The organism is Prosthecobacter sp. (assembly GCF_044222345.1).
GTDB lineage: Bacteria > Verrucomicrobiota > Verrucomicrobiia > Verrucomicrobiales > Verrucomicrobiaceae > Prosthecobacter.
The window spans coordinates 28,721-51,639 of record NZ_JBGANL010000031.1 but is presented as its reverse complement, the minus strand read 5'-3'; the positions used below and the strand labels follow the sequence as shown (position 1 = coordinate 51,639).

At 60.2% G+C, this 22,919-nt stretch carries 21 protein-coding genes and 1 tRNA gene; 10 read left to right on the top strand and 12 right to left on the bottom strand.

Going from position 1 to position 22,919, the window contains the following annotated elements; translation table 11 throughout:
• The first annotated feature begins 77 nt into the window (after window positions 1-77).
• Window positions 78-641 carry a cupin domain-containing protein gene (locus ACILSL_RS16680; protein WP_395733186.1) on the top strand — a complete coding sequence of 188 codons (564 nt, stop codon included), beginning with the start codon at window positions 78-80 and terminating at the stop codon, window positions 639-641.
• A 19-nt stretch (window positions 642-660) separates the two neighbouring features.
• Here ACILSL_RS16680 and ACILSL_RS16675 read toward each other — a convergent pair whose 3' ends face one another.
• A complete protein-coding gene (locus tag ACILSL_RS16675) occupies window positions 661-1,794 on the bottom strand; it encodes a PQQ-binding-like beta-propeller repeat protein (RefSeq protein WP_395733185.1) in 1,134 nt (377 codons plus the stop codon).
• Between the two features lie 51 nt (window positions 1,795-1,845).
• On the opposite strand from ACILSL_RS16675, the gene ACILSL_RS16670 reads away from it, so the two are divergent.
• Entirely contained in the window at window positions 1,846-2,394 is a 549-nt protein-coding gene (locus tag ACILSL_RS16670) for a hypothetical protein (RefSeq protein WP_395733184.1), read from the top strand.
• A 30-nt stretch (window positions 2,395-2,424) separates the two neighbouring features.
• Here ACILSL_RS16670 and ACILSL_RS16665 read toward each other — a convergent pair whose 3' ends face one another.
• Window positions 2,425-3,312 carry a peptidylprolyl isomerase gene (locus ACILSL_RS16665; RefSeq protein ID WP_395733183.1) on the bottom strand — a complete coding sequence of 296 codons (888 nt, stop codon included), beginning with the start codon at window positions 3,310-3,312 and terminating at the stop codon, window positions 2,425-2,427.
• Window positions 3,313-3,452: 140 nt separating this feature from the next.
• On the opposite strand from ACILSL_RS16665, the gene ACILSL_RS16660 reads away from it, so the two are divergent.
• From ACILSL_RS16660 to ACILSL_RS16650, 3 genes are all read left to right on the top strand, one after another.
• Entirely contained in the window at window positions 3,453-4,403 is a 951-nt protein-coding gene (locus tag ACILSL_RS16660; RefSeq protein ID WP_395733182.1) for a D-alanyl-D-alanine carboxypeptidase family protein, read from the top strand.
• A gap of 69 nt (window positions 4,404-4,472) precedes the next feature.
• A complete protein-coding gene (locus tag ACILSL_RS16655) occupies window positions 4,473-5,681 on the top strand; it encodes a hypothetical protein (protein WP_395733181.1) in 1,209 nt (402 codons plus the stop codon).
• A 112-nt stretch (window positions 5,682-5,793) separates the two neighbouring features.
• Window positions 5,794-7,122 (top strand): DUF1501 domain-containing protein, encoded by a 1,329-nt coding sequence (locus ACILSL_RS16650; RefSeq protein ID WP_395733180.1) that lies wholly within the window; start codon window positions 5,794-5,796, stop codon window positions 7,120-7,122.
• A gap of 241 nt (window positions 7,123-7,363) precedes the next feature.
• Here ACILSL_RS16650 and ACILSL_RS16645 read toward each other — a convergent pair whose 3' ends face one another.
• The gene (locus tag ACILSL_RS16645) at window positions 7,364-8,248 is read right to left on the bottom strand and encodes a prenyltransferase/squalene oxidase repeat-containing protein (protein ID WP_395733179.1); all 885 of its coding nucleotides are present in this window, start codon (window positions 8,246-8,248) and stop codon (window positions 7,364-7,366) included.
• 110 nt (window positions 8,249-8,358) lie between these two features.
• Between ACILSL_RS16645 and ACILSL_RS16640 the strand changes: the two genes are divergently transcribed.
• Together ACILSL_RS16640 and ACILSL_RS16635 are read left to right on the top strand one after the other, a co-directional pair.
• A tRNA-Leu gene (locus ACILSL_RS16640) sits at window positions 8,359-8,443 on the top strand.
• 49 nt (window positions 8,444-8,492) lie between these two features.
• Complete coding sequence (locus ACILSL_RS16635) at window positions 8,493-9,167, top strand: ubiquinone/menaquinone biosynthesis methyltransferase (protein WP_395733178.1); 675 nt, start codon at window positions 8,493-8,495, stop codon at window positions 9,165-9,167.
• A gap of 111 nt (window positions 9,168-9,278) precedes the next feature.
• Here ACILSL_RS16635 and ACILSL_RS16630 read toward each other — a convergent pair whose 3' ends face one another.
• From ACILSL_RS16630 to ACILSL_RS16590, 9 genes are all read right to left on the bottom strand, one after another.
• Entirely contained in the window at window positions 9,279-9,974 is a 696-nt protein-coding gene (locus ACILSL_RS16630; protein ID WP_395733177.1) for a hypothetical protein, read from the bottom strand.
• Entirely contained in the window at window positions 9,971-11,206 is a 1,236-nt protein-coding gene (locus ACILSL_RS16625; RefSeq protein ID WP_395733176.1) for a hypothetical protein, read from the bottom strand. The genes ACILSL_RS16630 and ACILSL_RS16625 overlap by 4 nt, the downstream gene beginning before the upstream one ends.
• A complete protein-coding gene (locus ACILSL_RS16620) occupies window positions 11,203-12,051 on the bottom strand; it encodes a hypothetical protein (protein ID WP_395733175.1) in 849 nt (282 codons plus the stop codon). The genes ACILSL_RS16625 and ACILSL_RS16620 overlap by 4 nt, the downstream gene beginning before the upstream one ends.
• Window positions 12,052-12,067: 16 nt before the next feature.
• Window positions 12,068-13,573, bottom strand: coding sequence for an NAD(P)H-hydrate dehydratase (locus tag ACILSL_RS16615; RefSeq protein ID WP_395733174.1), 1,506 nt, complete (start codon window positions 13,571-13,573; stop codon window positions 12,068-12,070).
• Window positions 13,570-14,325: a hypothetical protein gene (locus tag ACILSL_RS16610; RefSeq protein WP_395733173.1), complete on the bottom strand. Its 756-nt coding sequence runs from the start codon at window positions 14,323-14,325 to the stop codon at window positions 13,570-13,572. Before ACILSL_RS16610 ends, ACILSL_RS16615 begins: the two co-directional genes overlap by 4 nt.
• Window positions 14,326-14,442: 117 nt before the next feature.
• Complete coding sequence (folK, locus tag ACILSL_RS16605; protein ID WP_395733172.1) at window positions 14,443-14,907, bottom strand: 2-amino-4-hydroxy-6-hydroxymethyldihydropteridine diphosphokinase; 465 nt, start codon at window positions 14,905-14,907, stop codon at window positions 14,443-14,445.
• An 83-nt stretch (window positions 14,908-14,990) separates the two neighbouring features.
• Window positions 14,991-15,728 (bottom strand): 4-hydroxy-tetrahydrodipicolinate reductase, encoded by a 738-nt coding sequence (dapB, locus tag ACILSL_RS16600; RefSeq protein ID WP_395733171.1) that lies wholly within the window; start codon window positions 15,726-15,728, stop codon window positions 14,991-14,993.
• 32 nt (window positions 15,729-15,760) lie between these two features.
• The gene (locus ACILSL_RS16595) at window positions 15,761-18,589 is read right to left on the bottom strand and encodes a PD-(D/E)XK nuclease family protein (protein WP_395733170.1); all 2,829 of its coding nucleotides are present in this window, start codon (window positions 18,587-18,589) and stop codon (window positions 15,761-15,763) included.
• A complete protein-coding gene (locus tag ACILSL_RS16590) occupies window positions 18,586-19,098 on the bottom strand; it encodes a gluconokinase (RefSeq protein ID WP_395733169.1) in 513 nt (170 codons plus the stop codon). The genes ACILSL_RS16595 and ACILSL_RS16590 overlap by 4 nt, the downstream gene beginning before the upstream one ends.
• A 66-nt stretch (window positions 19,099-19,164) precedes the next feature.
• On the opposite strand from ACILSL_RS16590, the gene ACILSL_RS16585 reads away from it, so the two are divergent.
• The 3 genes from ACILSL_RS16585 to ACILSL_RS16575 all read left to right on the top strand — a co-directional run bounded on the left by ACILSL_RS16585 (window position 19,165) and on the right by ACILSL_RS16575 (window position 22,709).
• On the top strand, window positions 19,165-19,815 hold the full coding sequence (locus tag ACILSL_RS16585; protein ID WP_395733168.1) for a DUF1080 domain-containing protein: 651 nt from the start codon (window positions 19,165-19,167) through the stop codon (window positions 19,813-19,815).
• A complete protein-coding gene (locus ACILSL_RS16580) occupies window positions 19,815-21,467 on the top strand; it encodes an esterase/lipase family protein (RefSeq protein WP_395733167.1) in 1,653 nt (550 codons plus the stop codon). Before ACILSL_RS16585 ends, ACILSL_RS16580 begins: the two co-directional genes overlap by 1 nt.
• Window positions 21,468-21,626: 159 nt before the next feature.
• Window positions 21,627-22,709, top strand: coding sequence for a prolyl oligopeptidase family serine peptidase (locus ACILSL_RS16575; RefSeq protein ID WP_395733166.1), 1,083 nt, complete (start codon window positions 21,627-21,629; stop codon window positions 22,707-22,709).
• Window positions 22,710-22,919: the final 210 nt, after the last annotated feature.

Here is a 22,919-nt window from a genome sequence, read left to right as displayed (position 1 = left end):
GCCGCCAAATCAGGGTTCCGCTACACAGGTTTTCTCGACAATAGGCGATTTGGCTATTATATTTAAAGATGGAAAATATGGAAAAAGCCATTCATTCACCATTTGGGTTCAACGACAGCGCCACCGCCCGCCCTGCTAACCGAACGCCCAGCACCTTCCCCCTGATTCAAACGGGCTCCATCCATCAGCAAGATCTCCAGCCGGCTCCCATCAATCCCGACTGGATTCTGGAAGGCAACCCGATTGCCCGGGCCACCACCCTGGCGATTGCTCCGGACAGAACGCTTTCCTGCGCAGTCTGGGAGTGCCATGCGGGCAGCTTCAAATGGGTGTTTGGTCTGGATGAAATTATCCAGATCCTGGAAGGCGAGGTGGTGATCGAAGAACAGAATGAGGGTCGCAAAGTCCACACCCTGCGCGCCGGTGACACCGCCTTTTTTCCGGACGGCCTGACCACGCGCTGGACCGTGACCAAGTATGTGAAGAAATTCGCCATCCACCGCACCATTCCCCGTTCCTTCTTCTGGCGTCTCAAGCGCAAAATGCGCCACCTTTTAGGACTGGTGACAAAAGCTGGCATGGGTTGCTACGGGGCCATGATCCACTTTGAGACAGCCGTGGAGACACTGAGCATGGCGTGATTTCGGCAAAGGCGTGCCCTCACTTTCCATTCTTAAACACATACAGCACCCCGTCATCCGCGCCAAACAGCACGTAGCTCCCGGCCACCGCCGCTGAGGTCTTCACCGGGGCGCCGATTTCGTTGTGCCAGACTTCCTTGCCGGTCTTGAGATCGAGGGCGTAGATGTAGCCGTCATCGCAGCCGAAAATCGCCACCTTCCCGGCGCAGATGACGGCGCTGCTGTCGATGCGGTCCCGGGCGCGGAATTCCCAGAGCTGCGCGCCGGTGACGCGGTCGATCGCGTGGAAGCGTTTGTCTCGGCCGCCGACATAGGCGCCCTTTTCCCAGATGGCGGGGGCGGCGTAGTACTCGAAGTCGCGCTCGCCGTATTCCCACACCTTGGTGCCGTCGGCGATGCGGTAGGCGCCCACGCGGTTGCCGTAGTGGCTGACGTAGATGACGCCGTCGGCGATGGCGACGTTGTTGCCGATGTAGGCCCCCACTTCAATCTGGCGCTCCTCTTTGCCGGTCTTCACGTCATGCACGTGCAGCACGCTGTCGCAGCCGCCGAAGACGACCTTGCCATCGCCCACGGCGGAGCCGCCGTTGATGTAGTAGCCGGTTTCTGCGGCCCACTCTTTCACGCCCGTTTTGGCATCGAGGCAGTAGATGGAGTAGTCGTAGCTGCCGATGATGATTTTCTGCGCCTTGGTTTCGGGATTCGTCCACACATTCGCGGCGGCGTGGATCTCGGCCTGAGTTTCAAACTTCCAGACTTCCTTGCCGGTGTCGGCGTTCCGGGCATAGACGAAGCCATCCTGGCAGCCCACGACGACGAGTTCGCCCGCAAAGGCGGCGGCTCCGTCAAAGGCCCCCTTGGCCTCGGCCTTCCAAATCTCCTTGCCGGTGGCGAGGTCGAGGCAGAAGAATTTGCCGTCCTTGCTGCCCAGATAGACCTTGCCGCTGCGTACGACGGCGCTGGAGACGAGCATCTCGGACTGCCCCTTCGGCTTGTCCATGAGCTTGAACTGCCAGGCGAGCTCCAGCGGGAACTTCAGCTCGACGGGGGATGTGCCTGTCATGGCCGCGTTGCCACGGGAGTCAGGCCAGTCTGCCGTTTGGGCATGCAGAAGGGCGGGGAGGAGGAGGCTGAGGAAAAGCGAGGCACGCATGAGTTTGCACTGTGAAACTGCCATGGTGTGCGCTTTGTTGCAAACAAGCCGATGTCTGATCACGATCTCCAACAGCCGCCGCCCATTCCGCCCGACCTGCGGTGTGAGTATGAAGAGCGCCCGTTTCAGAACTGCACGCGCTGTGGCGAGTCCCTGCCAGACTTCCCCGGCGGCTTTCAAATCTCCAAGGCTTACAAGCGCGGTGAATGCGTGATGGAGTATGCGCTGTGCGATCACTGCCGCACACAGATGATGGAGGAGTTTTCCCAGGAGTCGAAAAAGCGGCTGGCGCAGTTTCAGGACGAGCAGGTCACGCTGGAGCACGGCCTGGAATCATGCGCAGTGTGCAATGCACGGCGTGATGCGCCGGGCATGGATGATTTTGTGATCACGGGTGTGTGCGAGGGACTCTCCCTGCTGCACAGCGTGATGATCTGCGGCAAGTGCGGCGACACCGTGCAGGGCTTCATCTCCACCAAAACGCGCGACACCTGGCGGCGCTTTGTGGATGACAATTTCCCCGGGCCGCCGCCTATGGACTCGCTGCCGGAACCGGTGGCGGTTTATCGCCCCCCGGTGTCGGTGATCTCCAAGGCGTGATGGGTGCGGAGCTGGAGATCCAGTCCGCGCTCAATGCCCGCAGCTCTCTCCTTCAGGATTGGTGTCTTCCAGCTTGGCGGCGGCTTTGAGTTCTTCGAGCAGGGCGTTGAACTTTTTGTCGCGGTATTCTTCGAGGAAGCGGTGTCTCACGTCGGCCTTCACTTCATCGAACGGACGCGCCACGGACGGGCGGCGGCCGGTGACGGTGCAGACATGGAAGCCGAGCTGGGTGCTGAAGACGGGGCTGATCTCCCCCTCGCCCATGGAGAAGGCGATGGTTTCAAACTCCTCCATGAATTCGCCGCGCTTGAACCAGCCGAGGTCAATCTGCTGCTGGTCGCCGGAGCGGTGCTCTTCCGCGAGCTTGGCGAAGTCTGCCCCGGCAAGAAGCTGGGAGCGTACATCGCGCATGGCCTGATAGATCTCCTGGCGGCTGGTCGCACCTGAGAGACCCTTGGTGATGTGGGAGGCCTGGATCTCTTCGTCGGTCATGTAGTGCTTGAGATTGGCCTCGTAGCAGGCTCTCAGCTCGGCCTCGGTCGGCTCCGGCTCAGGGGCGTAGATTTCTTGCAGCGTTTTGTCCAGCCGGACTCCGCCTGCCACGTTCTCGCGGACGAGCGCCTCGTCTTTGACCTGCATGCCGATGTTCATGTAGAACTGGGTTTCGCCACCGGCCTCGGCGATGAGCTTGGTCAGGCGCGCCGTGATGTCTTCCTCAGAAACCTCAGGATGGCGGCGGCGGCTTTCCTGACCCAGGAGGGCGCGGGAGATGAGGTTGTCCTTGGCGATGCCGCGGAATTCCGGGTCACGCTCACAGCAGGCCACCTGGAGGGTGCGCTCGTAGTGACTTTTGATGTGGCGGAATTCCGCTTCAATGATTTCGTCGTCGATGTGTTCGCCGTTGATGATTAGTGCCATATGGGGCTGAACATGGAGCGCGGCGCGGAGGGCGCAAGGTTTGACAACAAACCCGGGGTGGCCTAGATGCAGCGCGCCATGGTTGCTTGGCCCGGCGTGAAAACTGCGGGCTGGTCTGGCGTTCCTTCACGATGATGAGATTGATCCACCTTTTGATGACAGGAGTGGCCGCAGGGCTGCTGGCAAGTTGTGCAGAGCAGGGCGTGGCACGTGCCATCCCGGTCGCACCGAATACTCAGCACATGTATGCCGAGGGGGACAGCGCGCAGATCATGCCCGTGATGCTCCCGGAGCGGCCCATGCTCGTGGCCACCTCCGGTCCCGCGATCCGTGCCGCCTCCTACCTGCTGCTGGATGCGCGTACCGGGCAGCATCTGGCAGGGCGCAGTTTTGAAACCTCACGCGGCGTGGCCAGCACCCAAAAGCTGGTGACCGCCCTGGTGGTGCTGGATGCGGGAAACCTCGACAAGATGGTGCGTGTGCAGTCCTCCGACGTGGCCGTGGAGCCCACCCGGCTGGGCATCAGGCCGGGTGAGGTCTACTCACGCCGCGAACTGCTCTATGCCTTTCTGGTGAAGAGCGCGAATGATGTGGCCAATGTGCTGGCGCGGGACAACGCGGGCAGCATCAGCGCCTTCACGGCCAAAATGAATGCCAAAGCGCGCGCGCTGGGCTGCGTGAACTCCAATTTCAAAAACCCCCACGGCCTCACCGTGGGCGGGCAGCACTCCACCGCACGCGACATGGCCCGGGTGGCGATGGCGGCCTATCGCAACACGGTGATCCGTGATGTGGTGCGGCGGAAGCACTTTAGCTTCCGGCGTGCGGACGGGCGGGTGGTCACGCTCACGAACACCAATGAACTGCTGGGCGTCATGCCCGAGTGCAACGGCATGAAAACCGGCTACACCGTGGCCAGCGGGCGCTGTTTGATCTCCAGTGCTGCCAGCGGCGGGCGGGAGGTCATCCTCGTGCAGCTTGGCACCAAGACGAAGTACATCTGGCAGGATGCCCGCATCATGATGAGCTGGGGCCTGCAGCGGCTGCGCTCCGGTGGCAGATTCACGGCGGATGCGTGGACGGGAAATTGACCAACCACAAGTTGCGGCGGTTCATGGCAGCCGCCAGAGTGCCCACCCTTCCTCAACGTCCAGCCAAGAATGCCGGCCACCACCCTCGTCTGTCCTCACTGCGAAAAAACTGTCGAAATCCAGGTTTCTTCAGTGACGCGTTCGCGCCCCTGTCCTGAGTGCGGGCAGGTGGTGATGCTGCAGATGGCGGAGAAGACCACCAAGACCAAGCGCCGTGCGCTGCTGATGTCGCAGAATGAACCGGCCGGCACCCCTGCTTCGAGTCCTGGTCCGGCTGCTTTCCAGGAACCGCAGCCGCTGCCTGGGGATGCCTTTGACCGCATGCGCATGGATCCCGAGATCCAGCAGTTTCGACGGCGCTTGATGATCGGCGCGAGCGTGGTGGGCCTCATCCTTGTCATCCTTGTGGTCTGGAGCCTGCTGCCTTCTCCGGCGAAGAAAGCTGAATCACTGGCTTCCAAGCTGGCCAAGGCGGGTGAGTCGCCGTCGCAGAATGATGGGAAGAAGGTGCTTCCGTCTGACGTGCCACTGATGCAGCCTGAAGATCCGCTGCCCCCGGTGAACTCGGGCAATCTGGTGTTTCGCCCACCCGGCAGTGAGAACCTCAAAACCGCCAGCGCACTGCCCAAAGTCACAGGCGGAGATCTGGCGAAGCTGGCTGCCGCAGAGGAAGTGATTGGGAAGTTTCTCGAAACTCCCACCTGGAAAGAACGTGTGCTCCTGGTGCGCGACCGCCTGCGTGTGGCGCCGCTGATGAGCCTCTACTATTCAAAAAATGCGGATGGTCCGCAGGCGTTTGATTCCATCGTCGAGGCGACGGAGCTCTCCCCCAAGTTCAGCCAGCATGTGGTGGTTTTCGAAGGTGGCGGCCGGCGCGTTGCCACGGTGGAGCACTCCGCGGCAGGGCCGCGTGTGGACTGGGAGTCCTTCGTGGGCGCAGGCGAGACGGGCTGGTCGGATTTCCTCAATTTAAAACAGGCGGCCCCCATGCTCTTTCGGGTGCTCGTTTCTCCTGCGGGACACTTCGAAAATCAGTTTGGGGATCCCTCCAAGCTCCAGTGCTACAGCCTGCGCAACATTTCCGAACCCGGGGCCAAAGTGGTCTATGGCTATGCCGAGAAGGGCGGCCCGATTGCCAAGGCACTGGATTACCAGCTTCAGTTGAGCGCGGATGCCACGGTGCCGATGATTCTGCGGCTCAAATTTCCCCGGGATGCCCCGGTGGATTTTCAAGTGTGGATCAGTGAGCTGGTGCAGTCTGGCTGGGTGACTCCCTGATGGCTGAAAAACAAGATTCGCATCATTTTGCGCAAGATGTGCAAGAACCCCGGGGGTGACCCGTAATTCCTCTCGAATCCAGCAACCCCCCCCTCTATCTCATTTTATGAAAATGCACTCACTCTGCCAAGGCAATCACCTTGATTTGCGCTCCGGTGCCAGCCGTCGTGACTTCCTCTACGTCGGCATGCTCGGTGGTCTCGGCCTGACATTGCCTGAGATGCTTCGCCTGCAAGCCGCGCAGGTCATGCCTGAAGTGGAAACCTTCAAGCCCGTCGCCGACTCGATCATTCACATCTACCTTCCAGGTGGCATGGCGCAGCATGAGTCCTGGGATCCGAAGCCCTTTGCCTCGCCCGACTATCGCGGCCCGTTCACCCCGATCAAGACTTCCATCCCCGGCGAATACGTCGGTGAGAAGTTCGCGAACATCGCCAAGATCATGAACAAGCTCACCGTCATCCGTTCGATGACCCACGGTGAAGCCGCTCATGAGCGCGGCACGCACAACATGTTCACCGGCTACCGTCCAAGCCCGGCGATCAAATTCCCAAGCTTTGGCTCCGTCATTTCCCACGAGCAGGGCAGCCGCAACAACCTGCCTCCTTATGTGGTGGTGCCAAACATGGTCGCTCCTGACCAGGGCACCGGCTACATGAGCAGCGCCTTCGGTCCCTTCGCCCTGGGCAGCGATCCTGCTGACAAAGGCTTCACCGTGCGCGATCTCCTCACTCCGAAAGACGTGGATGAAAAGCGCTTTGATCGCCGCCGCAACCTTCTGGGCACCGTGGACGAGCACTTCAAAGCCGTGGAAAAAGCCGACTCCATCAGCGCCATGGACAGCTTCTACCAGGCCGCTTATGGCCTGATCAGCAGCAAGCAGGCCCGTGAAGCCTTTGACCTCACCAAGGAGACCGACAAACTGCGTGACGAATACGGCCGCAACACCGCTGGTCAGCGCTTCCTGCTGGCCCGCCGTCTTGTGGAAGCCGGTGTCCGCATGGTGTCCGTCAACTACGGCAGCTGGGATCATCACTCCAACATCAAGGACGCCTTCAACGGTCAGGCTCCGAACTTCGACCAGGCCTTCGCCCGCCTCATCACCGACCTCGCGGATCGCGGCATGCTCAAGCGCACGCTCGTCATGGTCAGCTCCGAGTTCGGCCGCACACCCAAGGTCAACGGCACCAACGGCCGTGACCACTGGCCACGCGTGTTCTCCGTCGCCATGGCTGGCGGTGGCATGAAGGAAGGCTACATCCACGGTGCGTCTGACGCCCTCGGTGGTGAGCCCGACCGCGATGCCGTGGGCCCTGAAGATCTTGCCAAGACCATGTACCGCCTCCTCGGCATCAACAGCGAGAAGCGCATCATGGCCGATGGCGGTCGCCCCATCGACATCGTCAACGGCGGTCGCATCCTCACGGAAGCCCTCGCGTAATTCGAGGTCGCCAGCTGATTCAGAGAACCCGGACAGCGATGTCCGGGTTTTTTGTGTCTTGAAATATCTGTAGGAGTGGGACCATCCTGGTCCCTCACGCTCTCGCTGGGGATGAGGCTCTCGATCTTTCCCGAACTAGAACCGGGATATTCCCAATCCTGCCGGACGCGAAGAGAGGGTGGGCGTCGGGCGTTGCGAATGTAAAAGGGATCAGGATGATCCCTCTCCTTTCTTTGCCATCTCACGCCAGATGCCCCAACGCCAGCATGCCGTAGTAGGTGTACTCGCAGTCCAGCATGTCGTCGGTCCAGTTGCCGTGGAAGCCGCCGGTGGCATTCCAGAGTGAATCGACAAAGTCGAGGCATGGCTCCTTGAGCCGGGAATAATCCGCCTGCACGGCATCCAGCGCGTGCAGCGCCACAGCGGTGGAAAGCAGGTCGGGCAGGGGGGCGGCGGGGAGGGCCAGGAAGCCGCCGGCGGGCAGGCACTGGCGCATCAGCCAGTCCACCGCCTCAGCAGGCGGAGGCATGTCCATGTGGCGGTGCAGGGCCACCATGGCAGCCGTGGCTGTGGTGGAGCCCACGGGGATGCCGGGCTCGTTGGACCACGCACCATCCGGCGTGCGCAGGCCGCCCATGCATTCCACCAGCCGCCAGGGTTCGGGCGGGATGCCGCCGAGGTCCTGGTAGGCACCCCAGGCTAGCAGACAGCCATAGGCGCTGCCCTTGGCCCGCTTCGGTGCCTGATGGTAGCCGCCGTCCGGACAGCGAAAAGCCTCGATGCGTGCCGCCAGCGCTTCACGCGAGGCCATCGGAAAATCCTGCATGCCGGCATTCGCCCAGCAGCGTGCCAGGCAGCACAGATGTACGAAGTCCTGCCGCTCCCCATCACCAAACGGCGCCAACCATGGGCGCACATCGGGAATCGTGGCGGCATCCACAGACAGCGCCTGCAGGCCTTCCAGCCCAAACACGGTGTAATAGAGATCCGGCTTGTCATTGCGATCCAGGAACCCGCCCTCAGGCGACAGGCGTGAACGCAGGAAAGACTCCACCAGCTCCGCCGACTCACCGAGGAGCTTGGGGGCCAGGCGTGCGACTTGCAGCATCTCAAGACGAAAGGACATGCCTACGCGCCTAACCCGAAGCTCGCCACGTCGCCAGAAGAAAGTCATTTTCTCGCTTGAGTATTCTCCGGCTTGGTCAAAACTCTCGACCCGGTTAACCCGACTCCTTTGCTCACGTGGCGGAATTGGTAGACGCGCTAGATTCAGGTTCTAGTAAGTAACATTGTGCTGGTTCGAGTCCAGTCGTGAGCACCATCCAGCGGCAACAGTGCCGCCTCGGGTAACCGGTTAAACAGAAAGTCACATGCAAGACGCAGGATTCGTGAGGCAGGCATTTGCGGGAATCGCATCGCGTTATGTGCTGGCAAATCACGTCCTCAGTCTCGGCATCGACTGCCTCTGGCGCCGCACCACGGCCCGGCGCATTGCGGAACTGAAACCGCAGCGCGTGCTCGATCTCGCCACCGGCAGCGGGGATCTCGCCCAGGCCATCCAGGCCGCCTGCCCGCAGGCGAAAGTGCTGGGGGCTGATTTCTCCGTGCCCATGATGCGTGAGGCGCAGAAGCGTCAGTTCAGCAGCCTCATTGCCGCAGACGGGCTCGCACTGCCCTTTCAGGACGGCGTCTTCGATGTGCTCACCGTCGCTTTCGGTCTGCGCAACATGGCCTCCTGGCCCGCCGCCCTTCAGGAAATGAGTCGCGTTCTCCGCCCCGGCGGCCGCCTCTTCGTCCTCGACTTCTCCATCCCCCGCATCCCCGGCATCCGCCAGCTGTACCTGTTTTATCTCAAGCAGATCATGACCCGCATCGCTGGCTGGATCACCGGCAAGCGCGAGGCCTATGTGTACCTCTGCGGTTCCATCGAACGCTTTCCCTCAGGCCGTGAGATGGAGGCTTTGATCTGCGAGAATGGTTTCAGCAGCGCGAGCTCGCGCCAGCTCACGCTGGGAATTGCTTCGCTGTATGAGGCGGTGAAGTGAGTGGGGGACAGGTTAAAAGTTTATCGGAGACTCGTTCGCGGAACAACGCGGCTAGTGCAGTAGATAAAGTTTGATTCTTAATAAAGTCCACCAATTCATCCCATCAGCTTTCTAGGAATCTTCCAAGGGCGCAATCGCTTTTTCAAGGTTTGCCAAAGCTATGTTGAGTTCAGTTAATGCACCTTTTATTTTTGACGGTTCGAGCATGGCAATCATCCCAGACTTGATCATGTTTTCACTGTTTTGTGCATGTTCAGAAACCTGTTCCAGGAGCGCCTTCGAAATAAAAATCAGATCAAACCAATGCAACAAATCTGACCATAAGACTCGATGTTGCTGATTAGTAATGGCAACTTTCAAAACAGGCACATAGGGTGCCACGTGACCCATGAGAAAAGGAGTACAGGTGACTCCTTCCACGGTTGCAATCGGCTCCAATCCCTCCTGGTTACTATTTTTATCTGTCTGCTGAGCATTATTGATCTTGCGCCGCAGCTTCTCTCTGGCTGCCAAAAAACTGGGATGATTAATCACCTGCGCCAACTCTTCATTATAAATTTCATGTGCAGCCTTGATAATCTCATCTGCAACAGGCACCGGTAAGATCCGCTTTGACCGCTCCAGATAATCGGGTGCAGCAAGTGATTGTGCCAGGAGAATCAGCATATCAGGCAAGGCCGCGTTTGACTCTTGCTCGTCAGTTTTGCGTGTTTCCACAAGCCTGCCAATCGCCTTGAGTTGCGCTTCGTCTTTGATGCCGAGAAGGCGCAAGGCATTTTCACGAAGTTCCGCTGCAGATAGATTCATATGGGATAAAATGATTCCTTTGAAATCATTAAGCTGGGTATTGCTCTTTGAGTTTGGCGTTGTGAGTTGTGAAATATCCGACTCTGTTGCTGGGCACTTTTATAGAAAAAGATGTTTTGCGATTCGTATTCTTTATTCCGGGACACTGGGCTGGCGTCGAATCCTAATGGATTTCTTAATTCAAGCGCAGAACTATGAATCAAATAGTGTTCGTCTGTTGGAAACGATTCTCGTTTTTCATCTGAATGAATAGGCCAGTCTGAATTCTGAATCCAAACGGGGTTGAAGTTCATTACAATATCAGCACCTTCATATTCTTCCAAAGTAGGTTGCGACACCATGTCACAACCAATTTGAAAATCGGCTGATGAAATATACTTTTTGACATCTAAAATTTGACTCTCAATCACGTTAGACCACAAGTTTTGATGCCTCCAGATTGCTGTCTTGACTTGATTAGCGCGGTGAAAAGTTCTCATCGTTTTCAGCAATCCAATCACTTTAGCATCTTTTGAAGGTTTGAGTTCTTCCTCAACCTCCATGCTCAAGCCTGCCTTATCAATTAATCTAGCGAGAACCGAAGCGGAATTTGAGTCTGAAGGTGCCTTATTCAGAAGGGCTGCCGTTAGCAGGCGCATGTTCGTGGGCCAGCGCTCTTTGACCCGGTTTCTGAAGAGTATCACCCAATAATGGGCAGCTTGTTCAAAAGGCTCAACGCTTAGGAGGCGTCGGAATGCAAGGGCAGCTGTGTTTCGATTTTCGAGCAACTTATTCCAAAACAGAATATCGTGACCGTTTGGTTCAGCAAATGCAGTCGCTGCAGCCGCAAGGGACGGCAATGCGGCTGAATCTGGAGCAAGCATGCATGCGTCCAAAAACGAACGCGCATCATTGCGAAGTTCTCTGGGTTTGGCGAGTTCCACAACCTCAGCCCAATGACGTGCCTGCTCGACCTGATTGGATGTTGGGTTTCCCTCAATCAATGCTTCTGAAACAGAGCGGCGAACCTCCTTGAGGCACCCAATGACGGCCTTTCTTTTCTCTAGAGTCAGAACCTCGCTGCCGAGCTCGAATAGCGCTGCCACAGCTTCATGAGGGTGCTCGACTTCTTTGCCTTGATAAAGCATGGGCATGGAATCCTCTCCGCTAAGGCGGAGCAACACCCAGTTTTTCAAATCATCCGGGGGCTTGGCAGCCACCAGGGAACGGAGCATTTCAGACGGACGGGTCACGGTATCAGGAGTTTAACTTCAAAACTCATTACGTTGCAACCATCATGAACGGCTTCAGGAAGTCCAGCACCAAGGTTCGGAGTCAAGGGTTCAGTCGTGCCGTACGGCCCGCCACATGGGGTCCGGGGCCGAAATTGATCGTTATCAATCCCGTCCAATGCACTGGGAACATGGAGTGTGATTCCCGAAGGCAGTGACGCCCTGTCATACTGAATTTCGACACAACATTTTCCATCCTGGATTTGATCCCGATGCAGGCGCAGGCCCAGGCGATCCATGAGGTTTTGTGGATATGGTCTGATCGAATCCAGCTCTGAGGACTGCTCGGTGCCCCAAACCAAATACAGAAGTCTCATTTCGGCAAAAGTAGATGCCTCGTCCACAAGCTCCTGAATCTCAGCCTGTGACGCTTTTTCCAGCGCAGCTCTTGTCAGGCCTGAAGCAGTCAGATCCAAGGCGGGAAACATGTCAGGCAGTTTTTCTGGCAAAGTGAATCGCACAATGCGGTCGAAGTGGCCTGAAGACACCCCATTTACTTTTCGATTGAGGCAGGGAGACGCCCACACGGAATTTTTCGCCGCACTCCAAGCCGAATAAAAATCGGCAGGGGGACCTGAGATGTCCACACGATTCCAGAACTCGGCTTCGTCGGCAGGATCCAGACAGATCTCATCCATCAAGTTCTGCAGGACCTGGGCAGACGCGGGAGACATATTCATCATGTTCTTCCAAGGTGCTAGATGAGGAGGTGGAGTCATGACTGGGTTGATCTTGATGCAATATCGCTGGATGACGCATGTTTCTTCAACACTTTCATTTTGCAGGCCTCTAATTTTCTTTGCCATCCTTGACTTAGTGTCTTCAAAACCGCCCTTCCTTCAGATCCTGCAGCGCACCACCCAGATGCGCCGTGACATCGCTCGCGCCCACAGACTCCATGGCCGCGCGTTCCTGAGTGACATACCGCTCCGCCGCACGACCGCACAGCCATGCTCCCAGCCCCGCCGCCTCATGCAACGTGAGCCGCTGCGCAGCAAACGCGGCGCACACACCGGATAAAACATCCCCCATGCCGCCGCTGGCCATGCCGGCGTGCCCCGTGGAGTTGAACAACGTGGGCTGCCCCGGCGTGGCGATCACGGTCCGTGTCCCCTTCAGCAGCAGCGTGCGCCCCGGCGCGTTTTCTGTGAGTGCCTCGACAAGCTTGCGGCGGCTCATGCCGTGCCAGCCGGGAAAATTGCGCAGCAGCCGGTCCATCTCACCCGGGTGCGGCGTCATCAGGCGCGGCAGCCTGCCCGTGGCATCCATCACCTCGGGATGCTGTGCCAGCATCGTCAGCGCATCCGCATCCACGACGGTGGGATTCTTCGCTTTCTTCAGCACCTCCAGAACTTCCTTCTGATGCGCAAAGCCCAGGCCAGGCCCGATGGCCAGTGCATCAAAGCGCATCTCCAGCACATCGCGATAATCGTCGATCACCTTCACCATCACCTCCGCAGGCATGCGCGGAGCGATCAGCGGATACACATCCTCCTTCACCAGCAGCGTGACGAGTCCCGCACCCGCGCGAATGGCACCCCGGCAGGCCAGCTCGGCTGCGCCCAGAAATCCTGGTGAGCCGGCCAGGATGCCGATGCGTCCCGCATCTCCTTTGTGCATGCCGTTGGCCCGGCGTGGCAGCCAGCCGCGCAGCAGCCCGGGCGTCAGCACTTCGGCCTGCGCATCGCCATCCGTCTGCGACAAATCAGGCAGCGGCACCAGCGCGATGCGTCCCACATAATGATCGGCCCCGTCCTCCAGCAGCCCCGCTTTGATCTGCGCTACCACGGCGGTCACATCCGCCTCCACCGCATCCTCGCAGGCGTCACCATGATCGCCGTCGAGACCGGAGGGAATATCCATCGCAATCGTCACCGCATGCCGCTGCGTGCGCAGCGTGTTCATTTCTCGCGCCAGCACCTGCAGCTCCGGCTTCATCGGCCCTTGGGCTCCGATGCCGAGCAGGCCGTCCAGACTCACAATTGGCCCTGCTGGAAAATGAAAGGTCGAGGCATCTTCCAAAATGCGGACCAGACTGCCCAGCACGGCCAGATGCTCACGCGGCAGCGCCTTCATCATAGTGGGCTCCGCACTCAGCCTTGCATACAACCGCCAGCCATCCGCCACCAGTTCACGCGCCGCGACGAGCGCATCACCCGCATTGTTGCCTTTGCCAAGAAACAGCACCAGCGATCCCGCACGCGGCGCAAACTGACGCACCACATTCGCGATCCCACGTCCCGCCTCCTCCATCAATGCCGCCGCACTCACACCGCGTGTAAAGGCGGCCTCCTCGCACTGCTGCATCTGGCGGCACGTGACGATCATGGGATCTCCGCTGCTTCCAGCAGCATGCCTTTGAGTTGATGGGCCGACTGCACCGTTTCCTGCGTCGTTTTTGTCGCCGGCAGAGACAGCACCCGCGTGCCTTTGGCCGTCGTGTCCAAGGCTTTGGAGATGCCCTCAATGCCTGCCACTTCGGGCCCGCCGAGCACCAGCAGATGCATCAGCCGTTCACCATCGCGCTGCAGTCCTTCCTTCAACTGCTTCAGCGCTTCCGGCGTGTCGGGGATGAAGGCAAAGCGCAACGAGCGCACCACTTTCTCACCCGTCAGTTCATGCGCCACAGACAACGATTCGGCGATGGCTTGCACCGTGTTTTCCTGCGGCTCCGTGCCGCCGTACAGAGCCAGCACCATCACGATTTCCAGCGGTCGTTTCGTTCCAGTCAGCTCAGCGTCAACGACCGACTTCTCGTCACCAAAGCGCTCGCGCCGCACCGTGTAGCCCATGTTCTCCGCGCCCATCGTGGACTCAAGATAGCCGGGAATGCTCAGGTCCCGGTCCGCCTTGCCCAAGGCCGTGCGCACGATCCCCGCATAGCGTTCGATGCCCTCCGGGCTGATCTGCCGCCGCAGCGCCAGCGCATATTTGAACGAACGGTCCGCCGCCTGGTCCTTCTTCCACTGCCAGATGCCAAAGGAGGCAATCCCCAGCAGAATCGTGCCGACGGGCAGCATGACGAGCGCGAATCGAATCCAGCGTCCAGAATCAGCAGAGGTGGGTTGGGCTTCAGTCATGGTCCGTCATTCCATAGCAAGAATCCGCGTCATGCCACGCAGAATCCGCGAAGTGATGCAGGCACTCCTGCCTGCAATTCTGGCCTCCGGGGTCTTCTTTGAGTGCAAGCCCCCGGCTCACTCCAAACCCGCCAAAAGCTCGGCCACCGACACCTTCTGCCCCGGCAGCACCAGCTCAGGCCGGATGTCCGCCAGCGGCTCCAGCACAAAACGCCGCAGGTGCATGCGCGGGTGCGGCAGCGTCAGCACCGGATCATCGCTCACCACATCATCCGCATACAGCAGGTCCAAATCGAGCGTGCGCGGCGAGTTCCTCTCCCGCTGCTCCGGCCTCCCCAGCGCCTGCTCGATGGCCTTCAAATGCTCATGCAGTTCCTCCGGCCTGCACCCCGCCTCCACCTCAATCACCGTATTCAAAAACGCCTGCGTCCCCGGCGCACAATCCACCGGCTCCGTCTCATACACCCGCGCACTCGCATGGAGCCTGATCCCCGGCACACGCGCCATCAGCAGCTCAATCCCACGCCGCATGTTCTCAGCGCGATCACCAAGATTAGAGCCAAGAGCGATGCCGAAGTTCATGGTTTGCGATTCAGGGTTATGGTTTGGGAGCGTTTGGAAACCATTGCAAACAATGGCAAACCACTGCCAGCCACCGCAAACTCTTACTTCAGTCCCAGCACATCCTGCATGTCATACAGCCCCGCCGGTTTCCCAGCCAGCCAGCGGGCGGCTCGGACGGAACCGGTGGCAAACGTATCCCGGCTGCTGGCCTTGTGCGTGAGTTCCACGCGCTCGCCTACATTGGCAAAGATCACCGTGTGATCGCCCACGACATCGCCGCCACGGATCGCATGCACGCCGATTTCCTTCGGCGTGCGGGCTCCCACATCGCCAAAGCGGCCGTGCTTGCAGTCCTTGTCATATTCCAGTCCGCGCACATCCGCGAGGATCTCGACCAGCGTGCGTGCGGTGCCGCTGGGGGAGTCCTTCTTCATGCGGTGATGCATCTCCACGACTTCGAGATCGAAGTCCGGTCCGAGCAACTCGGTGGCTTTGCGCGTCAGCCAGAACAGGGTGTTCACACCGATGCTGTAATTCGAGGCAAAGACGATCGGCAGGGCCTTGGACGCTTCGCGAATGTGCGCCAGTTCCTCGTTGGTGTGGCCGGTGGTGCCGATCACCAGGCTCTTCCCTTGCTTGAGGCATTCGCCCAGCAGTTCATCGCAGAAGGTGTGGGAGGAGAAGTCGATCACGATGTCCGCTTTTTCGAGCGCCGGTGACAATGCATCGCCCACATCCACGGTGGAGGCGACGGTGACGTTTTGAGCCTCGGCGGCACGGATGATGGCCTGGCCCATGCGGCCTTTGCTGCCGGTGATGAGGAGTTTGATGTCGGACATGATGAGCGGGGTTGATAAACGGGGAGCCGCCATCATGCAAGGGGCGGCTGAACACTGTGCAGCGGGTCGTGCAGCAGGATTTCGTCAAAACTGGCATTGGGAGAGCGCTCTGCCGGAGGCCAGAACTGACCACTGCGGATGCGCTGCACCGCCTCGGCGGCACACTGATGCGCGGCCTCGATCAGCGCTGCATCAAACCCCTCCCACGGCAGGATGGCCGTGTCCTGAATGCTCTTGGGCAGCGCAAAGTAGGCCACGCTGCTCACCTCCTGACCGCGCAGTTTCAGCGCGGCGGCGTAGAGCGGCAGTTGCAGATCCAGCCACATTCCGCGTCTGCCATCGGGCAGGTCAAAGCACTTCCATTCATCCGCCTCGCTCAGTTTCGTGCGGGCCGTGATCACTTTGACATGCGCCTCCTGCGGCGTGCGCGGTTTGTCCGAGCTTTTGAAATCGACGATGCGCAGCGTGCCGTCCACATGGCGTTCCACCCGGTCAATGCGGCCCCTCAAGCGAGCCTCGGCGATGAGGAAGGGCATGGCATCTTCCTTGTCGCCGATCAGCAGCTCCGCATCAAGGCACTGCCAGCCTTCCTGCCGGTTCCTGGCTTCGATCTCCGCCGCCTTCCGCAGCCGCTGCAAGATGCTTTCCAGCTGTAGCGTGATCAGTGGCGCAGGGCGCTGCCCATGGATTTTCCTCACCCGGTCACGTGCGGCGGCTTCCAGGCAGTCAGCAATGTGGGCGGGGTGTGTGCTGTCACGCATGCCGGGGTCCAGACTCAGCCGATGAAACGCATGATGGATCAGATTGCCAAACTCAGCGGCATCCAGCTCACGCTTGCCCGTCTCGATGGCGCTCATGTTTTTCGTGCAGCCCAGGTAGTAGCGGAACGGGCAGCTCAGATACTCGCGCAGGCGGGAAGGGGAGATCGTGTCCAGCGGCTTCGCGCTCCAGTCCGGCTGCAGCTTCCACGCCAGCGTGCGCGGCGGCTCGGCGACGGACGATTGATCCTCCTCTTTCGGGAACAGATGCGCCACACGCTGTGGCAGCACCGCGTTGTCGCATAAAAAAAGCAGCCGGGAGGGTCTCAGCGCATCGCCATCCTCGCTCCACTGCCCGCACAGCAGCCGCAGGCGTCCGCGTTTACCCAGTCGCTGCTGCGCCAGCGCGGCCAGGATGAATGCATCACGCGCAAAGCGGGTGTTTTGACACGGCAGTCCCAGCGCTTTGCGCAGGCTGTCCGGCAGAAACGGATGGCTGATGAAGATGCCCGGCACATGTTCCTCATTGAGACCGGTGACGATCAGGTTCGGTGCCTTTTCCCACAGCAGTTCCAGCCAGCCCTGAAGCACGAGATCAATGTCCCCACGCGGCTCGGCGAGCCGACTTTGCGCGAGGCATTCCAGTGACAGCGAGAACATGTCTTCGGCTTTCGGCTGCAAACCAAAACGTTGCGCCTCCTGCTCCAGCTCCTCCGTGATGCGCAGCCACTCGGTGGCCAGCTCCGTGCGTTCCCGGTCACCCGGTGCATCGGGATTGAACTCCTGCTCACCGAGCAGCTTCAAAATCAGCGTGCGCGCCGCCTGGGCCGGAGTGAGCCGGCGCAGCGATTCAAGCAAGGCGAGCGTGTTCTCAATCGCTGGCAGCAGGGCAGGGCAGTCTGTCAGCGGCAGCTCCAGCGCATGCGCCAGAGTCACGGGCAGATGCTCGCTGGCAAAGTCATCCGCTTCACGCAGCAGTGCGGCGGTGCTTTCATTGCCGGGAATAACGGCTTGGCGAAATTCATCAATCCTCAGCAGTGCCGCAAAGGCACGCCAGGCCCCCGAGCTGAGCAGCAGGCGGAAGCAGTCCAGCACATGCCACAGGCCCTCACGCTGCACCGGAATGCCACCCGGTTCAAAACTGCGCGCTTCCTCCAGCGTCAGTTTTTCCAGCAGCAGACTGCCGACTTCCGCATCGCACACGCCCAGCGCCGTGCGGCCCGTCGGCACGAGTTCGCGCATGAGATCCAGCGTCAGCGCCGCCTGCGTGGCCGGATCACGTGCCACATGGATCTGCTCATCTTGAAACGGCAGGCTGCACCCCGCGTCTTCGCCCCAGCATTCCGGCAGGGGACGTCCGCAGGCGTCAAAGGTGTGCGCCATCGACTGCGGGGCCTGTATCGCAATGTCCACCTGCAGTCCGCGTTTGGCACAGCCTGCGATCCAGTCATCCAGCAATGGCGGCAAATCCGGCGAGGCGAGCACGACAATACGCTTGATACCTTCCGGCAGCGCCGGTTCGTGCGCATGCCGGCGCTTAAGCATCTGCGCGTCCGCCACCTTGGCCTGTGCAAGCTCCGCGAAATACACACGCTCGATCTTCGCCAGATCTTGCCAGCGTGCAGCCTCCCGCTGTGCGGCAGGATGCTCGGCTGTGTCGGCAAAAGTAAGCCCCCCCGTGCCGAGCAGCATCTTGAGTTCCGCCAGCATGCGTGCGGTCTCCGCCTGCCAGCCCCAGCCAGCGGAAGTGGGAGGCTTGGGAAACAGCGCCGTGAGCGAATCCAGCGGCACCCGTTCCAGCGCCCGCTGCCACGCCATCTGGCACTGCACCGGAGTCGCTGCTTCAAATCGGCGCGTCTGCGGCAGCAGCGCCTGCTCCGGCAGCCAGAGATGCGGCACGATGGCTGCCGTCCCCGTCTCATTCGTCACCACCGCCAGCGCCTCACGCAGCCTGCGGCCGGCTTCACCGTTCGGCACCAGCAGCAGCGTGCTGCTGAGATCCAGCGCACGCGCAGAATCCCAGTCGCGGCACAGCAGCTCTACGGCCTGATCCAGCACGGGTGCCTTCCAGCCCCAGAACAGCCGCTGGATTTCGGCACTCATGAGTCTCCCAGCTTCTTGAGGATGTCGTTCACGATCTCTTCGGGCGTTTGATCAATCGAAACACGAATGATGTCAGGTGTCGGGTCCAGCGTGGCCAGCTGACTGTCCAGCAGCGTGGGCGGCATGAAGTGCCCTTTGCGTCCCGCCAGCCGGGTGGCGATCAGTTCCTTCGTGCCGTCCAGCAGCACAAAGCGCAGCGTCTCGGGCTGATCATGCGCGCGCAGTTTGTCACGATAGACCGGCTTCAGCGCCGAGCAGGCCTGCACGTAAACCGGCGTCAGGTGGCGCATGTCTTCGATGCGCTGGCGCAGCGTCGCATACCAGGGCCAGCGGTCGTCATCATTCAGCGGTGTCCCGGCGGACATCTTCGCCTTGTTGGCGGGCGGGTGAAAATCGTCGCCGTCTTCAAAGACGCCTTCCAGCCTGGCGGCCAGCAGGCTGCCGACGACGGACTTTCCGCTGCCGGAGACGCCCATGATGATGATGGTTTTTAGATCGGGGTGGAGCATGTGTGAAGGTGATTTTTGTGAAGCTTGACCGTGGGGCATGCCACGCTGAGGGTGCAGGCCGAAGCCATGAAATACTCGATCCTGACCGCTCTTCTGGTGCTCGGCACCGCCTTTGCCACTGCTGAAGACAAACCTGCCGCTGCCAAGGAGATCATGCTCTTCAACGGCAAATCACTCGACGACTGGGAGTCCGTGGACGTCGGCGGCAGCGGTGAGGTGGAACTGGAGGGTGGTCTCATGATCATCAATCAGGGAGAGAATGTGAGCGGTGCCATTTACAAGAAAGCAGCCGCACTGCCAACGACCAACTACGAGATCACGCTGGAAGCCAAGCGTATGCAGGGCGTCGATTTCTTCGTCGGCCTCACCTTTCCCGTCGGCGATCTCAAGCACTGCGCCAGCCTCATCTGCGGCGGCTGGGGCGGCAGCGTCACCGGCATCTCCTGCATCGACGGCATGGACGCCTCAGACAACAACACCTCCAGCTACCAGCGTTACAAAGATGACGAATGGTATGCCATCAGGCTCCGTGTCACCCCGAAAAACATCAGCGTCTGGCTCGGTGACAAGCAGATCATCGACGAGGACATCGAGGGCAAAAAAATCAGCGTGCGTGCCGGCCCCATCGAAAGCTACCTGCCGCTCTCGCTCACGACATTCAACACCATGGCTGCGATTCGCAACGTCAAGCTGACTCCGATCACAGAGCCGAAGTGATGCCACCCACCTCCGTGCTGCGCCTGTTCGCGCTCCTCTTCTGCGGAGCCCTGACCTCCTGCCACTCCGTCCTGCGCGTGGAGGTCACGCGCGCCGAGACCGAGCTCACCGCACGCGAGAGGCGGCACATGGCCGCGCTGCTGGATGAAGTGGCGTCAGGCTGGGACGCCATGCAGCACGGCAAGTCCTCCGCGCGGCGGGCCGCCGAAGATCGGTATGAAAATGCACTCGCCAAATTTTTGCGTGAATGGGACTCCCATCAGTGCCCGCGCTACTGGCAGAGCGGCACCGAGTTCACCTCCAGGCAGCAGTCGTTTCAGATCGAAATCGCCACCGTGGCCAGCCCCAAAACGGAGGTGCCACCCAAGCAGCTGGATCAGCTCCTGCTCGCTTCGCGGAAAAAATCACGCGGGGACGACACGCTCTCGGAGCGGCCCGGCCTGGGCGTGCCCGTCGTCGGTCATATTTACCGCACCGACACCGCCCGCAAAGAGCAGCCCTTCCTGCCGCCCAACGGTGGCAATCTCACCCTCACCGCCGTGATGGAAATGGCGGACGACGACGCCGATCCCGCCACCCCGAGGCGCTGCCGCCTGCATTTGCACAATGCCCTCAATGTGGAGACCGTGAAGGTGCGGAGCGATGAGCGCCTCCTCGCGGCCAATTTCACCGCCGCCAAGGATCTGGCCCTGTCCAAAAAATCCCTCGGCCTCTTTTCGTTGCTTGGGTTGTTCTATCCCGAGCGCACCCTTGGAGACAGCCATCTCTACTGCATGGACGTCTATGATCCGAAGCGCATTCCCGTCGTCTTTGTGCATGGCCTCATGTCTGATCCGCACATCTGGCTGAACGCCGTCAATGCCATCAGCTCAGACCCCGAACTGCGCTCCAGGTATCAGCCCTGGTACTTTCTCTACCCCACCGGCTTGAGTGTGCCGCAGACGTCCGCACGCCTGCGCGCCTCCCTGCAGCAGGCCCGTGACTACTTCGATCCTGATCACAACGACCCCGGCTTGAACCGCACGGTTCTGGTCGGCCACAGCATGGGCGGACTGCTCAGCCGCATGCAGGCCGTTGATCCCCAGGACAAGTTGTGGAATGCCATCTTTAGCAAGCCACCGGAGCAGTTGGACGTCTCCGAGCCCGTGCGTGAGCGCCTCGTCAGCACCCTCAAATTCAAGCCTCAGCCCGAGGTGAAGCGTCTCGTTTTCATCACCACGCCACAGCGTGGCAGCAATCTCGCCGGCAAGAACATCGTACGCCGCCTCGCCTCCTTCATTCGCATGCCGGTTGATACGCTGCTCATAACACAGCAGTTGCTCACCGGGAATACCGACGCGCTCTCGCCACAGATTCGCGACTGGGGCTTCTTCGCCTTCCTCAGCATCGGCACGCTTTCCAATGAGCATCCCTTTTATGATGGGCTGAACGCCGTCCCCATTCCCGTGCCGTACCACTCCATCATCGGTCAATTCGGGAACAAACCCCTCCTCGACAGCTCCGATGGCGCAGTCCCTTACTGGAGCTCCCATCTCGACGGCGCGAAGTCCGAAAAAATCGTCCCCTGCTGGCACGGCTGCGTCGAGCGCCCCGAAGTCGTGAAGGAAGTCGTCCGCATCCTCCGCGAACATCTGCAGGAAAGCGGGCGCTGATCGCGTCTCTTGCTCCTGGCTCGGGCTTTAGCCAGATGAGGTTCCCGCTCAGATTTTTTCAGGATCCCGTTTGCGTATTTTTGCGGCCATACATTTCCGGCCCCACCGACTTGTCCGCATGGAATCGCCGCGAAGTCACGTTCTTGGAATACCAAACCCATGAAACCTTTCCTCCTTTCCGGTCTGCTGGCCGCCGCAGTGCTGTCTCATGCCGAAGATCTTCCCTTCACCCGTGTCCCCGCTGAATTCGCCGGCCAGTTCTCCCCGGGCAAATCGCCCCTCGCTTTCAAGGACGGCAGCCAGGTGAAAAAAGCGGAGGACTGGCCCAAACGCCGTGCCGAAATCCTCGCGGACTGGCATGCCATCATGGGCGCATGGCCTGCGGTCATTGCGCAGCCAAAAATCGAAGTGCTGGAAACCACCCGGAGGGAGGGGAGCATCACCCAGCGCAAGATCCGCATCGAAATCGCCCCTGGACAAACCGGCGATGGCTACCTGCTGCTCCCTGCGAACGAGGGCAAACGCCCTGCCGTGTTCGTGCCCTACTATGATCCCGAAACCAGCGCCGGCCTCAGCACCAAACCACTTCGCGACTTCGCCTGGCAGCTTGCACGGCGCGGCTTCGTCACGCTCTCCATCGGCTCACCCGGCGGTGATGCACGCAAACCCGTCCTGAGTGAGGCTGCCAAGTGCCAGCCCCTTTCCTACCTCGGCTACATCAGCGCCAACATGTGGCAGGCCCTCGCCTCGCTGCCTGAGGTTGACTCCACACGCATCGGCATCGTCGGCCATTCCTACGGCGGCAAGTGGTCCCTCTTCGGCTCCTGCCTCTGGGACAAGTACGCCTGCGCCGTGTGGAGTGATCCCGGCATCGTCTTTGATGAAACACGCGGCAGCATCAATTACCAGGAACCCTGGTACCTCGGCCTGGACTCAGCCATCACCCGCAAACCGGGCCTCGTCAGTGCCGAAAGCCCGCGCACCGGTGCTTACAAGACCCTCATCGAAAAAGGTCACGATCTGCAGGAACTGCACGCCCTCATGGCGCCGCGTCCCTTCCTAGTCTCCGGCGGCGCCGAAGATCCGCCAAAACGCTGGGCCGCACTCAATCACGCCATCGCCGTGAATCAGCTCCTCGGCGTCACCAGCCGCGTGGCGATGACGAACCGCGAGAAGCACGATCCCAACGAGGAATCCAACGAGCAGATCTACCGCTTCTTCGAATACTGGCTCAAACCTTGAGTCGGGGGGGGCTGGCCGCTCGTCCAGTCTGCCCGAGTTTTGTGCTTTGGGGCAAACGCGGCACTTGACGGGAGGCGGCTGCGTCCACGAAGGTACGACACACCCCCGACCATTTTTTGTCGAGATCATGCCCGAAAACACTTCTTTAGCTGCCACTGCCGATTCTGTCATCCAAGCCGCTCGCAAGGCGGTGGAGGTTCAGCGTGAAGC

Bases quoted from the DNA above. Each gene is read 5' to 3' on its own strand.
- ACILSL_RS16680 (WP_395733186.1), top strand. From the start codon at position 78: ATGGAAAAAGCCATTCATTCACCATTTGGGTTCAACGACAGCGCCACC.
- ACILSL_RS16675 (WP_395733185.1), bottom strand. From the start codon at position 1,794: ATGCGTGCCTCGCTTTTCCTCAGCCTCCTCCTCCCCGCCCTTCTGCAT.
- ACILSL_RS16670 (WP_395733184.1), top strand. From the start codon at position 1,846: ATGTCTGATCACGATCTCCAACAGCCGCCGCCCATTCCGCCCGACCTG.
- ACILSL_RS16665 (WP_395733183.1), bottom strand. From the start codon at position 3,312: ATGGCACTAATCATCAACGGCGAACACATCGACGACGAAATCATTGAA.
- ACILSL_RS16655 (WP_395733181.1), top strand. From the start codon at position 4,473: ATGCCGGCCACCACCCTCGTCTGTCCTCACTGCGAAAAAACTGTCGAA.
- ACILSL_RS16650 (WP_395733180.1), top strand. From the start codon at position 5,794: ATGCACTCACTCTGCCAAGGCAATCACCTTGATTTGCGCTCCGGTGCC.
- ACILSL_RS16645 (WP_395733179.1), bottom strand. From the start codon at position 8,248: ATGTCCTTTCGTCTTGAGATGCTGCAAGTCGCACGCCTGGCCCCCAAG.
- ACILSL_RS16635 (WP_395733178.1), top strand. From the start codon at position 8,493: ATGCAAGACGCAGGATTCGTGAGGCAGGCATTTGCGGGAATCGCATCG.
- ACILSL_RS16630 (WP_395733177.1), bottom strand. From the start codon at position 9,974: ATGAATCTATCTGCAGCGGAACTTCGTGAAAATGCCTTGCGCCTTCTC.
- ACILSL_RS16620 (WP_395733175.1), bottom strand. From the start codon at position 12,051: ATGGCAAAGAAAATTAGAGGCCTGCAAAATGAAAGTGTTGAAGAAACA.
- ACILSL_RS16615 (WP_395733174.1), bottom strand. From the start codon at position 13,573: ATGATCGTCACGTGCCGCCAGATGCAGCAGTGCGAGGAGGCCGCCTTT.
- ACILSL_RS16610 (WP_395733173.1), bottom strand. From the start codon at position 14,325: ATGACTGAAGCCCAACCCACCTCTGCTGATTCTGGACGCTGGATTCGA.
- folK (WP_395733172.1), bottom strand. From the start codon at position 14,907: ATGAACTTCGGCATCGCTCTTGGCTCTAATCTTGGTGATCGCGCTGAG.
- dapB (WP_395733171.1), bottom strand. From the start codon at position 15,728: ATGTCCGACATCAAACTCCTCATCACCGGCAGCAAAGGCCGCATGGGC.
- ACILSL_RS16595 (WP_395733170.1), bottom strand. From the start codon at position 18,589: ATGAGTGCCGAAATCCAGCGGCTGTTCTGGGGCTGGAAGGCACCCGTG.
- ACILSL_RS16590 (WP_395733169.1), bottom strand. From the start codon at position 19,098: ATGCTCCACCCCGATCTAAAAACCATCATCATCATGGGCGTCTCCGGC.
- ACILSL_RS16585 (WP_395733168.1), top strand. From the start codon at position 19,165: ATGAAATACTCGATCCTGACCGCTCTTCTGGTGCTCGGCACCGCCTTT.
- ACILSL_RS16580 (WP_395733167.1), top strand. From the start codon at position 19,815: ATGCCACCCACCTCCGTGCTGCGCCTGTTCGCGCTCCTCTTCTGCGGA.
- ACILSL_RS16575 (WP_395733166.1), top strand. From the start codon at position 21,627: ATGAAACCTTTCCTCCTTTCCGGTCTGCTGGCCGCCGCAGTGCTGTCT.